The 17,246-nt window shown below is 37.8% G+C and carries 1 protein-coding gene; it reads right to left on the bottom strand.

The window, feature by feature from the left end; all coding sequences use genetic code 11:
* Window positions 1-11 precede the first annotated feature (11 nt).
* Window positions 12-17,111, bottom strand: a complete 17,100-nt coding sequence (locus tag ACSG5Z_RS21880) for a non-ribosomal peptide synthetase (protein ID WP_435712097.1) — start codon at window positions 17,109-17,111, stop codon at window positions 12-14.
* Window positions 17,112-17,246 lie beyond the last annotated feature (135 nt).

The raw sequence follows: 17,246 nt of genomic DNA, 5'->3' as shown, positions 1-17,246 counted from the left end.
AAGTTCTCCTCTTATTCATGATCAGTTTCATCATTTTCATAAAATTCGTTCACTTGTTGCAGTATAACTGGCAGGCTTTCTCCATCACATATAATGTGATGAATATCAACAAATAGATAGGAGGCCGTTGTTGTCTTCATTAATTTCACACGCATCAACGGTGCTTCGGATAAAACAAACGGTTGTATAAATTTATCGTATTCTGTTTGTATATCTATTTCGTCCACTTCGCTGTAGTCTATTAAAACCCTTGCGTCTGGAGAAATCGTTTGAATAGGCTCACCGTCCACAACATGGAAACTAGTTCGCAAGATTTCTTCTTGCTTTAACAGCTTATCCAAAGCCTTCTGTAATCTTTCTTTATCTAGCGGTTCTTCATAAGCATAAACGTCCGATACGTTGTAGTTAATATTAGGTCCGGTCATCTCGTCCAGAAGATAGAGTCGTTTCTGAGCTGAACTTGTAGGGTAGTATTCAGCTGCTGAAGCTTGTTCCATTGCCACAAACATCTCGCTCTCAATCGACTCGATATTTCCCGCTATCTGCTCGGGCGTACCAAAAGTAAAAACATCTCTAATTGACAATCTTACTCCTATGGCCTTCTCCAATTCATTGCACAAGAGCACTGCTTTCAGTGACGATCCCCCTAGATCAAAGAAGCTATCAGTTACACTGACTTTTTCAATATCTAGAATGTTCTCAAATGCCTGCACGATCAGAGTTTCATATTCGTTTCGTGGTGCAATATATTCCTTTGACTTATACTGCGGCTGTGGTAATGAGGCTTTGTCAAGTTTCCCATTACTTGTAAGTGGAATCGCATCAACCGAAATAATATGTGCAGGCACCATGTAATCTGGTAATACTTTACTTAACTTGATCTTAACGTCCTTTTCTTCTATTTCTGTCTCAGTTATTACATAGGCACACAGGAATTTCTCATTCCTTTTGTCTTCTCGCACTATGACTACAGCTTCATTTATGCCTTCAAGCTCCAATAAACGGCTTTCTACTTCTCGTGGTTCAATACGATATCCTCTGATTTTTGCTTGGTCATCCATCCGTCCAATATATTCAATGTTTCCGTTAGGTAACCAACGTGCCAAATCACCTGTCCGATACATCTTTCCGGATCCAAATGGGTTGTGTACAAACTTCTCGTCTGTCAGGTCTTGTCGATTTAAATATCCTTGAGATACACCCTCACCTGTTATACATACCTCACCCGGAACTCCAATTCCACAAAGTTCATTTCCATTTAATATATAAATCTTTAATGTTGGAAGTGGCATTCCTATATCGCTAATTCCTCTCTCGATGGCTTCAGCATCAATATCGCGATAAGTAGCGTATACCGTGGTTTCTGTTGGCCCGTACATATTAACCAGACGACAATGTCTATTGTTCTCATGCCATTTCTTCAAATGTGCTGGATAAAGTGCCTCCCCTGCAAAAATAACATATCGTAAACTATTTATGGTTTGTCCTGTCGTTGCATCGATCAACGCATAGAATGGTGAAGGTACCTGGCATAAGATGGTTACCGCTTCTTTTTGGAGCAGCTCTCCGAAGGCATATCCATCTTTTACTGTATCCTCAGAAGGTATTACAAGCTTTGCTCCATTCAATAGACTTCCGAATATTTCCCAAACCGAAACATCAAAACAATAAGAATGGAATTGAACCCAAATATCATTTTCATATAAATCAAGCTTAAACTTGTCATTCTTGAGTAATCGCACTACATTTACATGCTGAACCATAACACCTTTTGGCCGGCCCGTCGTACCTGAGGTATAAATAACATACATCAAATCACTTGAGTGATTTACATGAACAAGGTTACTGCATTCCATTTGATAATTTGCCTCATCATGAAGATGCATGACAGGAATGTCAACTTCAGGTTCTTTTGTACTGCATAATACGACCTTTGGTTTACAGTCATTAATGATATAATTAATTCTTTCCTCTGGATAAGATGGATCAACCGGTACGTAAGCTGCTCCAGCCTTTAAAATAGCGTATATACCCACCACCATCTCCAAACACTTCTCTGTTGAGATCACCACAAAGTCATTGGGTTGAATGTTATAGTCCTCTCGAAGCTTTCTTGCCAGAGCATTCGCCCGTTCATTTAATTGTGCATAGGTCATCTGTTGTCCATTAAATGTGATGGCTATACTATTAGGTATTCTGGCGGCCTGCTCTTCAAGTAACTGCACAATCGTCATATTTTGAGGGAATTCTGCATCCGTCATATTGAACTCATCCAATATTTTTGCTTCTTCGTACAGATCTACCATGGCAATCTCCTGCAGCTTCTTTTCCGGAGACATTAAAACTCCTTCAATTAATGTTAAGAAGTGTTTTGCCATGTACTCGATCGTTTCTGGTTTGAATAAGTCTGTAGAATATTCAAAATCAATCTTATAGCCTTCTGAATCACTTATCATGGTTAAGGTAAGATCAAATTTAGAAATACTACCTTCAACGGATTCCCTTGTTCCAATATGAATACGATCCGAATAACTCTCTCTCTCATCGTCCTGCAATACAAACATCACATCAAATACTGGGTTTCTTGAGAAATCTCTCTTTACTCCCACTGCTTCAACTAAATCCTCGAACTGATAATCCTTGTTATCGTATGCCTGTAAACATTTCTCTTTTGTACGTAATAATACATCCTCAAATGTATCATCAGCGCACACATTCCCTTTGATTGCCAGAGTGTTTACAAACATGCCCAACATATTTTGGGTATCCGTATGGTTTCGGCCCGATATTGGCGTTCCTACTATAATTTCTTCCTGTCGACTGTATTTTCCTAACATAGAGAAAAAGGTGGATAACAACACCATAAACTCCGTTGCACCATACTTCTTCGCTAACTCTTTTACTTTAATACTCGTTTTTTCTTCTACCTGTGTTCGGAAATTAGCACCTCTAAAGCTTTGTTTATGAGGGCGTGGATAATCCATGATTAAATCCAGGACTGGTATATCACCGGAGAATTCTTTCTTCCAGTACGCTGCCTGTTCTGTGATATCTCTAGCATTTTGCCAAGCAGAAAAGTCTTTATACTGTACTCGTGGTGTTAACAATTCTCTTCCTTCATATAACTCTTGTATTTTGTAAAGCATAACTGGCATGCTTCCTGCATCACATAAAATATGGTGAATATCCAGGAATAAATATGAATCACTTGGAGTATTCAGTATTTTTGCACGCATTAGTGGTGATTTTGACAGGTCAAATGGTTGGACGAAAGTATTATATTCATCTTGGATATACTGTGAATCTGCTGTCTTTACTTCACTGTGCTCCAGCACAATTCTTGCATCTGAAGAAATTTTTTGAATTGGTTCACCATTCACGATATGGAAACTTGTCCTTAAAATTTCCTCATGCTCTACTAATTGATCCAATGCCCTCTGAAGTCGCTCATTGTCTGGTTTAACTTTAAGCTTGATTACTAAAGGAATATTATAAGTTATACCAGGGCCTGTTAGTTGGTCCAAAAGATAAAGTCTCTTTTGAGCTGAACTTATAGAATAGCTTTCTGCTTCTGCTATTTCTGGTATTTCTTCAAACGTATTCTCCTTTGAGTTTTTTATTTGTTCTGCAATATTTTTTGGTGTAACTAAATCAAAAATTTCTCTAAGTGGTAACCTTACCCCTGTGCTCTTCTCTAATTCATTACACAGCCGGATTACATTAAGCGAGTATCCACCCAAATCAAAGAAATTGTCATTTACACTTACTCTTTCCATACCAAGTACATGTTCAAATGCCTCTACTACCAATTTTTCCGTCTGGGTCTTTGGTGCCTCATAACCCCTTATCATCTTAGTTTCTTCAATAAACTGTTCCGGGTTCGGCAATAATTTACGATCTACTTTACCATTTGCAGATAGTGGAATCTCATCTACCTGTATGAATTGTGCCGGGATCATATAATCAGGCAGATGTTTGGCTAACTCTCTTTTTATTTCTGCCAATTCTACGGTCTCATCTGCAACAATATACCCACACAATTGCTTCTCTCCATGTGAATCACTGTAATCAGCGACGACGGACTGGTGAATATGTGGCAAATGATTGATACAGTGTTCTATTTCTCCTAGTTCGACACGATGTCCACGTATCTTAACTTGACTATCTTTTCTTCCCAGGAAGTCTACATATCCTTCCGGACGCATGACACCATAATCACCTGTTTTGTACAGATAACCTAATCTATGGTTGATAAAGGCGGCCTTCGTCTTCTCTTCTTCATTGAGATAACCTACGGCGACTCCTTTTCCACCAATATGCAGTTCTCCTGGTACGCCTACTGGGCATTCTTCCCCACATTCATCCAGTACGTAAATTTGTTGATTTTTCAGCGGATAGCCGTAAGGGATACTTTTCCACTCTGGCTTCACTTCTGTGATTGGGAAATATATGGACCATATAGAGCCTTCCGTTGCTCCACCCAACCCGATGACTTGTGCTTTTGGCATTCTTGTTTTGATTTTCGCTGGCAAACCAAGAGAAATCCAGTCTCCACTTAGCATCACCATACGTAAGCGCTCTGCTGAAGTGCTATGCACCGTGTCTTGCTTTGTGCTTTCTAGATACATATCCATAATTGCCGGAACCGAATTCCATATCGTGATTTCTTCTTCGATCATGATCTGATGAATACTGGCCATATCTAAAAGATCTGGAATTAATACTAACTGAGCTCCGCTAATGAGTGCTCCAAAAATATCATAGACGGATAAATCAAAGCTCATCGATGATAGGGCAATGATTTTATCTTCGCTATTTACTTGGAATTTCTCATTAATATCTAATAATGTATTCACTACTGCTTCATGGGTGATCACAACACCCTTAGGATGTCCAGTGCTTCCTGACGTATAGATAGCATAGGCTCTATCCTGCTGGCAGCCTTCTAACAGTTCTAAGGCGCCATCGTTATAGGTGGAAAGGTTCTCTGTTTCATATAAATCCGGATGAATCATGAGCTTGATATCACTATGTTCCACGATATATTTTATTCTTTCCTCAGGATGTTCCGGATTAACAGGAATATAAGCATGGCCGGCTTTTAAAATAGCTACCATATTTACAATGGTCTCAATTCGTCTCTCTGCCCAACCTCCAATATAAGAATTGAGCGCATAGTTTTGTTCTGCTAAATAACGAGCGACCTGATTGGATTTTCTCGCCAACTCGCCATAGGTCAATGTATCCTGTCCTAATTTGACTGCAATAGCATCGGGAGTCTTCTGGCATTGCTGGTCTATTAATCTTTGCAGTAAATCCCCTTCATAATCTCCTTGTGTACGATTGTAATCAAGCAGTAGTTGATACTGTGTTACAGGCAGCGGCATAGATGAAAGTTTATTGTCTATAACTTGCTGTAATCGAAGTTGATACGTTTCAAACATAGCACTGATCATGTCTTCATCAAACAAATCTTTTGCATAATCCCAAGTCACAATTAATTGTCCGTCGCTTTCCGCAACTTGGAAGTCCAAAAACACTTCAGGGGTCTGATTTATTCCGTATTTCAATTCTCCCCTACTACCTATATTGGCATTGAAAAAATCTACTTCGTCACGAAGCATACTCGTAAATACAATTGGCATTATAGCTTGACCTTCTTGACCACGGTGTTCAGCCAGATCACGCAGGAAATCAACCCCACTGTAAAATCTGTGGTCTAACGCTTCAAATAACCGATTCTGAATCTCAGTAGTTCTTTCCCAAAATGGTCTATGAGATGATAAATCGATATCTAACAACAATTTCGATACGAAATCCCCCATCAGAGACATTCCATCTTGATGAAAAGGCTGATTACTAAACAGATTTAAGCTAAGTGCCATATTGGATTGATTGCTCCATTTAAATAGAACTTCCGCATATATTGTGCACAATAACGCAGATGGTGCAATTTTGTTATCCAAAGCCTTGTTTCTCACAATCGCCCAGTCTGTCGCAGCAATTCTCGTTTCTAAACGTTTTACTGTTGCGTTGTTTACAGCATTCCCATTTGGAAGAAGTGGTAACTGAGGTGCATGCGGGAAATTGTCTACTTTTGCCTTCCAATAAGCTTGATCTCTTTGCTGCAATGCCCGCATCAAATCTGAAACTTGCTGTGCCAGATGATTGGCACGATGATCAAGCTCTGCTTGGGTCGAATCTTTCTCCTCTTTCTTAACATCCTCTTTCTTAAGTAGCTCTTGCAAACGCTCTTCTGGATGTTTTATAACTTCTGATAGTAATAAAACATAATCATCCAGCATTTGCTTTATCGTTTCCTGTTTAAATAAATCTGTAGAATACTCTAAGTTGACCACATAACCCTCTGATGTGTGTATTACCATTAAATTCAGATCAAACTTAGCTACTTTTCCTTCCATTGGTACCCATGTTCCACTCACAATGCTCTTTGAACCAGACATAATTTCACTCTCTGGCATCATGAACATTACATCAAATAATGGATTTCTTGATAAATCTCTCTTTACATCTACTGCCTCAACCAAGTCTTCATATTGAAAGTCCTGATTATCGTACGCACGAAGACATTTTTCTTTTACTCCAAGCAATACTTGTTCAAAACTCTCCTCTTGTTTCACTTTTCCTTTGATAGCCAAGGAGTTTACAAACATCCCCAGCATTTCTTGTGTATCAACGTGGGTTCTACCTGATACAGGAGTTCCGACTACAATTTCTTCCTGTTGACTGTATTTGCTCAATAGAATCATAAAGGTTGATAACATAGTCATGAATTCCGTAGCACCATGCTTCTTCGCTAATTCTTTTATTTCCATAAAAACTGGTTCTTCAATCTTAGTTTTTACGTCGGCACCATTGAAGCTCTTTTTCTTAGGACGTTGGAAATCTGTATTCAAATTAAGTATTGGAATTTCGCCTAAGAACTCGTTTTTCCAATATGCCGCCTGCTTCGTAATATCCTGAGTCATTTGCCAAGCAGAGAAATCTTTATAATGAAGCCTTGGGATTGGTAAAGTATTTCCTTCATATAACTCGCTTATCCAGTTCATCATAATAGGCAGACTTTCTCCATCAGAAACAATATGATGAATATCCAGCATCAAGTATGAAGCTTGTGGTGTCTGTAATAACTTAACCCGCATCAAAGGTGCTTTGAATAAATTAAATGGGCAAACAAAACGATCATATTCATCTTGAATATCTAGTGTATCTGCTTCTTTGTATTCCAATACTACTCTCGCATCTGGTTGAATCACTTGAACTGGCTCTCCATTAATAAGATGGAAGCTGGTTCTTAATACTTCTTCTCTCTCTAAGAGCTTATCTAATGCTCCCTGTAACTGCTCTTTATCCAGAGTGTTTTCGTATTTTATGACATTCGAAATGTTATAGGAAGTACTAGGACCTACTATCTCATTGAGAAGATAAAGTCGCTTTTGAACAGAACTCATAGGATAGAACTCTGCTTCAGCTATTTTCGGTATTTCCGAAAAACGATCCTGTTGTAAGCTTCCAATTCTTTCTGCAATACGTTTTGGTGTAGATAAAGCAAATATTTCACTAAGCTGCAGTCTTATACCGATTGTCTTTTCTAATTCATTACACAATAATGTAACTTTCAGTGAATGACCACCCAAGTCAAAAAAGCTATCATTGACACTAATTCCTGTTATTCCAAGGACTTTCTCAAATGCTTCAACTATTAACTTCTCTTCTCTATTTATTGGTGCTACATATTCCTTAGGCTTGTATTCTGGTTCTGGTAGTGCCGCTTTGTCCAGCTTTCCATTATGACTTAATGGAATTTGGTCAATTCGAATAATATACACAGGAACCATATAGTCTGGTAACTTCTTGCGTAATTCACTCTTGATTGTATCTTCGTCTAATTCTTCTATTTCTGTATGAACGACTACATAAGCACACAGATATTTTTCTCCTTGCTTGTCTTGTCGTACTACAACGGCTGCTCCACTAACTCCTTCGAGCTCCATCAAAGTACTTTCAATTTCTCCTGGTTCGATTCTGAAACCTCTTATCTTAACTTGATCATCTATACGGCCAAGGTACTCGATATTTCCATCCGGTATCCACCGTGCCAGATCACCTGTTTTATACATCATTCCTGAACCAAAAGGATTTTTAATAAATTTCTGAGCTGTTAATTCTTCACGATTTAAGTATCCACGCGACACACTTTCTCCTGCAATACATAATTCCCCTGGTACACCTATTCCGGCTATTTTTTCATTTGATAATATATAAATTTGTGTATTACTAATAGGCTTACCAATTAATATTTTATCTACATCTAAGCATGTTGGACAATGATATCCACTGGAATTAACTGTAGTTTCTGCTGGACCATAGAGATTCAGTAGTTCTGCTCTTACTTGTCCTTTTTCCCTTAATTGATTATAATGTCTCACACTTTCCGCATTCAGTTTCTCACCAATATTAATGATATAACGCAGAGTATTTATTTTTTCTTTGCTCATATCTAATTCTTCTAGAAACATATTGAACATGGAAGGAACGAACTGGATTGCATTGACTTTATAATCCTGAATTACCTTGATGATCTTATCACTTTGACTTTCTTCTCCTTGTTGCAAAATAACAAGTTTACCACCCGCTAACATCCACCAAAATACTTCCCAGGCAAAAACATCAAATGCACAAGTGGTCTTCATTAAAAGAGATTCTCCCTCGTGTAATGGGTATTCTCTTTGTGTCCACATCTGCTGATTGACTATATTCTGATGCTCTACCATAACCCCTTTTGGTTTTCCTGTTGTACCCGATGTATAAACCAGATAAATAAGATCACGAGGAGTATTTACATGTTCTAGATTCCCTGCACCTTCTCCATAATTGCTTTCACTATATAAGTTAACAACCTTTTCAGGAGAAATATTATACTTTCCATGACCAATTAAAACCGCTTTAGGCTGGCTATCTTCCAATATATACTCGATACGTTCTTCTGGATACAATGGGTCAATGGGTACATATGCTGCACCCGACTTTAGGATGGCATATAACCCGATCACCATCTCCAAACTTCTTTCTGCTATAATCGCAACAAAATCATCAGGCTGGACATGGTATTCCCGTCGTAACTTTAATGCAAGCTGATTGGCACGAGCATTTAATTCAGCGTAACTCAATTGCTCATTCCCGCATACAACTGCTGTATTATGGGGGGTTCTTGCTACTTGTTCTTCAAATAATTGTACAATTGTCTTGTCTCTTGGATAGTCGCTGTCCGTTGCGTTAAACTGTACTAATTCTTTCATTTCTTCTGCTTCACTGGTCATGCCTAATTCGATTAATTTCGTCTGTGGTGCTGCAATTGCTTGTTCCATAAGCCTTTGCAGATGGGAACCAATAATGTTTATTTGTTCCTTGTTATATAGCTTTGTACTGAAAAGAATTCTAAAATGGATACGATCACTCTTAAATGCCGTCATTCCCAAGTCATACCCAATTTGTTCGCGGTAATATTCGGATTCCACATTTAATTTGCCATCAATATTTATACTTGTTCCTTGATAGCCTTCAAAGAAGAATAATGTTCCAATTAGATCTCTTCCTAATAAAGTATGATTCTGTATTTCTGCTAAGGGAAGAAAATCGTGTTCATTTGCAATAATTGCCTGGCTCTGTAATGATTTCAACAAATCGGCAAAGGTGTCTTCGTTTGTTGTCGATATACGTACGGGTATTGTATTGATAAATAAACCAACGATTTCTTCAATACCTTCAATCTCTGCATTTCTACCAGATACAACTTTTCCAAATACAACATCATTTGTTGAGTTGTATTTTTCCAATAAAACGCCCCAACAAGCTTCTACTAGCGTGTTCAATGTTACATCATATTGGGCACATATCGCTTCTGCTTGTTCAGTTACCTCTATGCTTAACTTAAACTCTTGGCTCTGACTCTCTTCTTCTGTTTCATCTGGACGACCTAAAGGTAGAATATCAGCCCTTGTCTCATATCCTTGAAGAAGGTCTTCCCAATATTTAAGGCTCGTCTCTTTATCTTTTTCATTTATATAATGGACAAACTTTTCATAGCTACCCATTTTATTAGAAGCAGCCTGATTAGGTGTTTTTAATTGTTCTTCATCTGTTGCCATATACGCACTAAATAATTCTTTACGCAAAATTGGCAAACACCAACCATCTAAAATAATATGATGGTTTGTCATGATCAACCGATAACCACTGTTGTTTATTTTTATCAGATTCATACGAAGTAGTGTATCTTCTTCTAAATCAAATCCTCGTTTTACATCTTGTTCCTTTAAATCAAGATAATCCGATTCATTATCTACTTCCATATAATTAAATTCCGGCATTCTTTCTTTCAATACAACTTGTCTTGGTACACTTACTCCCCGATAACAGATTTTTGTACGTAAAATATCATGCTGTGTTGCTAAATACTTAAAAGCTTTGTGCATCTTCTCTACATCTACATCTGCCAATCGCAACGTCTGCTGAACAACATATTTTGTAGATGATTCATCCATAAGCTTCTCATAGAGCATTCCCTCTTGCACAGGAGCCAATGGATAGATGCGTTGAATTTCCTGGCCGCGGATTTCGACAGCTTCCTGTACATAACAAAATTCGCTATCTTTCCATACGCTCTCACCAAAATCACTTGCCGTTGACTCACTCTTCTGTGCGTGGGAGCAATGTTCTGCGACTGCTATCAGTTCTTCTTCATATGCTTTTCCTATTTGCTCAATTCTCTCAGCCAAATAACGACTGCTGTTGCAGGTTACTGTCATAGATAAACTACCTTTTTGCACATGACCTATGACGTTAATGGATGGTCCAAATTGATTACGAGGATTCGTATCCTGTCCATAACCTAATTGTGAAAACTCGAAATATAGATCGCCAGATTCTTTCTTTGTTCCTAGTTCTCCAAGATAATTAAATGATATATCTGGTGCCACTTCTACATCCATTTCTTCTGGATTACCCATGGCTGCATTCTTTATGATGCCATAATCAATTCCATGTCCTGGTACGCGTCGTAGTGTCTCTTTCGTATTTCGAATATCCTGTGCAATATTAGTGCCTAACTCATCTAAAACTACGGGATATATACTAGTGAACCATCCTATTGTCCTACCTAAATCAAAAGAGCCTACTGTTTCTTCACGACCATGTCCTTCCATCTGTATAGCAAGCGTTCTCTGACCTGTTACTTTGTTTACCGCACGTCCTAGTGCTGCTACAAGCAAGTCATTAATCTCTGTATTATAAGCATGTGCACTTTCTTTTAATAACTTTTCTGTGATAGCGGCATTAAGACATGCCACGGCTGTCTTTGGTTCGAATTTATCATCAATTCCATCTTCTTTTAACTTACCATCAACCAATTTATTTTCTATTTCTGACCAGTAAGCTAACCTTCTCTTTAACTTTTCACTCTGGCTGTAATAAGCTAATCCTTCGCTCCATACTTTAAAGGAAACGGTTTTAGCTGGTAATGTTATCTCTTTTTGATTCAAAGCTTGAGAGTAGCCCTTCTCCAAATCCTCAGTTAAAATCCGCCAGGAAATCACATCCATTATCATATGATGAGCTAGCAACATCATATAATCTTGCTCCGGCGTACTAAATAAAACAGCCTGCAATAATGGTCCTTCCGCCAAATCCATCTTTACTTTCGTTGTCTTAATTTTTTCCTGAATCTCTTCAGATTCACATGCTATTTTTGTAAAGCCGTACCATTTCTTATCTTCTACTTTCCCTATAACCTGTTTCTTATCTTTGTACGTAGCTCTCAACATATCATGATGCTGCACTAACGCAGATAAAGCTTTTTGTAGTGCCAGATCATTTAGTTTTTCACGAACCTTAAACACTTGGCATACATTAAAATGTCCAGGATCTATCATATTTTGTGCGAAGAAGTAGTTTTGAATTGGTGTCAGTGAAATTTCACCAGTTATTTCTCCTTGCTCCGCAGGCATAATTTCTTTTTTTGTGGATAAATTCATGGCTATTAGCTTTGGTGTTCTCTCCATCAAAAGATTTCGCATGGAGCTATCGTATCCAGCTTCTCTTATCTTGTTTAGAATATGGATAGCCTTAATCGAATCTCCACCCAAATCAAAGAAATTGTCATTTACACTTACTCTTTCCATACCAAGTACATGTTCAAATGCCTCTACTACCAATTTTTCCGTCTGGGTCTTTGGTGCCTCATAACCCCTTATCATCTTAGTTTCTTCAATAAACTGTTCCGGGTTCGGCAATAATTTACGATCTACTTTACCATTTGCAGATAGTGGAATCTCATCTACCTGTATGAATTGTGCCGGGATCATATAATCAGGCAGATGTTTGGCAAACTCTCTTGTTATTTCTGCCAATTCTACGGTCTCATCTGCAACAATATACCCACACAATTGCTTCTCTCCATGTGAATCACTGTAATCAGCGACGACGGACTGGTGAATATGTGGCAAATGATTGATACAGTGTTCTATTTCTCCTAGTTCGACACGATGTCCACGTATCTTAACTTGACTATCTTTTCTTCCCAGGAAGTCTACATATCCTTCCGGACGCATGACACCATAATCACCTGTTTTGTACAGATAACCTAATCTATGGTTGATAAAGGCGGCCTTCGTCTTCTCTTCTTCATTGAGATAACCTACGGCGACTCCTTTTCCACCAATATGCAGTTCTCCTGGTACGCCTACTGGGCATTCTTCCCCACATTCATCCAGTACGTAAATTTGTTGATTTTTCAGCGGATAGCCGTAAGGGATACTTTTCCACTCTGGCTTCACTTCTGTGATTGGGAAATATATGGACCATATAGAGCCTTCCGTTGCTCCACCCAACCCGATGACTTGTGCTTTTGGCATTCTTGTTTTGATTTTCGCTGGCAAACCAAGAGAAATCCAGTCTCCACTTAGCATCACCATACGTAAGCGCTCTGCTGAAGTGCTATGCACCGTGTCTTGCTTTGTGCTTTCTAGATACATATCCATAATTGCCGGAACCGAATTCCATATCGTGATTTCTTCTTCGATCATGATCTGATGAATACTGGCCATATCTAAAAGATCTGGAATTAATACTAACTGAGCTCCGCTAATGAGTGCTCCAAAAATATCATAGACGGATAAATCAAAGCTCATCGATGATAGGGCAATGATTTTATCTTCGCTATTTACTTGGAATTTCTCATTAATATCTAATAATGTATTCACTACTGCTTCATGGGTGATCACAACACCCTTAGGATGTCCAGTGCTTCCTGACGTATAGATAGCATAGGCTCTATCCTGCTGGCAGCCTTCTAACAGTTCTAAGGCGCCATCGTTATAGGTGGAAAGGTTCTCTGTTTCATATAAATCCGGATGAATCATGAGCTTGATATCACTATGTTCCACGATATATTTTATTCTTTCCTCAGGATGTTCCGGATTAACAGGAATATAAGCATGGCCGGCTTTTAAAATAGCTACCATATTTACAATGGTCTCAATTCGTCTCTCTGCCCAAACTCCAATATAAGAATTGAGCGCATAGTTTTGTTCTGCTAAATAACGAGCGACCTGATTGGATTTTCTCGCCAACTCGCCATAGGTCAATGTATCCTGTCCTAATTTGACTGCAATAGCATCGGGAGTCTTCTGGCATTGCTGGTCTATTAATCTTTGCAGTAAATCCCCTTCATAATCTCCTTGTGTACGATTGTAATCAAGCAGTAGTTGATACTGTGTTACAGGCAGCGGCATAGATGAAAGTTTATTGTCTATAACTTGCTGCAATCGAAGTTGATACGTTTCAAACATGGCACTGATCATGTCTTCATCAAACAAATCTTTTGCATAATCCCAAGTCATAATTAATTGTCCGTCTCTTTCCGTGACTTGGAAATCTAAAAATACTTGAGGGGTCTGGCTTATTCCGTATTTAATTTTCCCTAATTTCGTCAACGTATCTGCAAATTCCGATTTATCGAATAACATACTAGTAAATACAATTGGCATAATCGCTTTACTAGTCATTTCTCTCTTACTTGCAATATTTCGTATAACATCAACACCACTATAAAAACGATGGTCTACTGCTTCAAATAATATATCTTGAACCATAGATGCTTTCTCCCAAAAAGCACGATGAACAGATAAATCAATATCTAACAATAAAACTGATGTAAAATCTCCAATCAACTTCATTACGTCTGGATGAAAGGACTGTCGATTAAATAATGTTAAATTAAGTGCCATTCTGGATTGATTGCTCCATTTGCACAAAACTTCCGCATAAATTGTACATAAGAATACAGATGGTGTTACACCGTACTGAGTTGCCAGGCCCTTCACAATATTCCATTGATCAGTTGTCAGACTTTTCTCCATTCTATGAAATATTGGTTTCTCTATGAATTCTGGCTCACAAACTAATGGTAGCTGAGGTGCATAGGGAAAATCCTCTATTTTGGCTTGCCAATAGTCTTGAGCTTTTTGATAGGCGGAAGATTCACGAAAGCTCTCCAATGCCCTTACATAATCTGAGAATTGGAATGTTAAAGGTTTAATCTCCATATTCGGTTTCTCATAATAATCCATTATCTCTTGTATTAAAATTAATAAACTGCCTCCATCAGCAATTAATAAGTCAATATCCAGGAAGAGATAATTTTTCTTCTCACCAAGAATAAATGCAGTCAACTCAAATAATGGCCAATGATCTTGTTGGAAAACAAAATGTGACCTGCTATTTCTTTTTTCCAATATACGTTTTTGTTGATCCTCTAAAGACAAGTCTTGTAAATCTTCAATACAAATCTCATAAGAAGAATTAGAACGCCGAACTTTTTGCATTCCTGTATCATCAAAAATAGTACGCAGCATAAGCTGACGCTCTAAAACATGATTCAATGCATCGTTTAAGCGTTTAATATCTAATTCTGTTTCAAACTCATAATAGGCATGTGTGGAGACATTACCCATTTCCATAATATTTTGTCTTCCAACTAAATAGGCTCCTTGTATTTCTGTTACCTGGAACGGCTCATACCACATGTCTTTATTCCCTGTTAATTCGGATGCATTGACATCCTCTGCCTTTAGTTGTTCCTCAACCATCTTAATTATTTGTTCCAGGGTAGACATTTTGAAAAGGCTTACAATAGGGATTTCGACTTGAAATCGTTGATTTATTTCATCCTGGAAACGAATCAACGTTAACGAACTAACTCCCATCCGAGAAATCGTATCGTCTACTTTCAAAGAAGGGATAGAGAATACTTCTTTTGCAATTTCAACGATTTGATTTTCAATCTCCGTTTTGTTCCATGCTGACTTCTTTGCAGATTCCTTGATACTCTGATAAGAATATGGAGCTATTGCGATAACTTCATCAAACTCATGATTCTCAAATCGCTCTATTAAAAGAAAACGTTGCACCTTTCCACTTGTTGTTTTCGGTATCGTTTTTATTGGAATTACATAATCTGCAGCTATTCCAACCCGTTCTAATACCATATCCTGCACTTGATGGGCAAGTGGCAAAAATGCCTTGGCATCTTTTCGATTATGTACAAATACTATAATTTCATCCCTGATCGATGACGGATTGCGAACACCACACACAACGACTTGAGACAACTCTGGGATCGCCAATGTTAACATATTTTCTATATCGCTAGCATAATAATTCTGACCATTTACAAACAGAATATCCTTCTTTCTGCCCATTACAATGAGTTCTCCATTGCGTAAAAGTCCTAAATCTCCTGTACAGAAGAAGCCCTGTTCATTAAAAGGGGAACTATCATGATTCATATATCCCTCAAATACATTTTTCCCCTTGATCACTATATTGCCTATGTAATTTTCCCCTAAGATGTGGTCTTCATCATCTACAATCAATATTTCTAATTCATATAATGGTTCTCCTACTATGGCAAACTCTGCTGCATTTGGCTCCTTCGTTTCTATATACTCCACTTCTTGACCAATACGAGCTTTATGACGGTTAATACATACACTTCTATTATGTCCTTCTTCAGGAATAGTAACAGCCAGACTAGCTTCTGCCATACCATAGACTTGATGGATCGTATTTTCACGCAAGCCAGAAGACGAGAATTTTTCATAAAATCGTCTAATGGTATCCATTGATATTGGTTCTGCACCACACATTATGTTTCGCACACTAGATAAATCAATATTTTCTAAATGTGAATCCTTTACAGTCTTTATCATCCAGTCTAATCCAAAATTCGGACTTACAAGCACCGTTGCTTTTAATTGCGCACATTTTTGAAGATATAGCCAAGATTTCTTTAAAAATGTACGCGAATTTAGAAGGGAATGAGATATACCCGCAAATATCGGAGTTAAATGATAACCGATCAAGCCCATATCATGTGTCAATGGTAACCAACTAGCCATGACATCATTTGTGTCTAGTTTCAAACGATCTACTATCTGTGCCAAATTATAAACTAGATTTTCATGTGTTAATTTTACTCCTTTAGGGTTACCTGTGCTGCCAGACGAATATTGTATATACGCTAAGTCCTGACAATCTACTGTAACGCATTGCCCCTCTTCCATATTACATGCTAAGGTTTCATACTCTAAGTATTTCAAATTATTGGCTTCATAACTTTCTCTAAACGTATTTAAATTTCTTTCATCAGTAATTATCCACGCATTCGACAACTGCTCACTTACTTTCACTAACTTCTTGAAAGCTTCAGTGTCAGGCGATGCAATTAGCGGTACAGACAGAGGAACGGGGATCATGCCTCCTAAAATACAACCCCAAAACAACCTTATAAAGAATAAATTATTGTTTGTCTGAAAGATAATATAAGAGCCCTTCTGAAATCCCTGCTTTTGTAGTGCCCCTAAGATGGATTTGGCATTAAAATAAAGACTTTCATAAGACTCAAACAATTCAGAGCCATCGGATTGAGTAAAGTAAACTCCCCTTGATTTCTCGTTAGCATAAATTCCAAGTAATTGATCTAGTGTTATATTAACTCCATCCTCTAATACTGATTTTGTATAAGGTTTCATATTGCACTCCTTAAAAAGTTATTGTTTTTATGCTGCGATATTATCTTTGTTACAATTGATGCAACGTCTTGATCTTGCCTCTTTAATATTAAAATTTATGTTGAGAATTATTTATGTATATTGGTTTCTATAATT

It is taken from the genome of Bacillus pretiosus, from assembly GCF_051294775.1.
Taxonomy (GTDB): domain Bacteria; phylum Bacillota; class Bacilli; order Bacillales; family Bacillaceae_G; genus Bacillus_A; species Bacillus_A wiedmannii.
This window is presented reverse-complemented; position numbering and strand designations above follow the sequence as displayed.

Excerpts from the sequence above, each read along its gene's own strand:
- ACSG5Z_RS21880 (WP_435712097.1), bottom strand. The coding sequence starts at position 17,111 with ATGAAACCTTATACAAAATCAGTATTAGAGGATGGAGTTAATATAACA.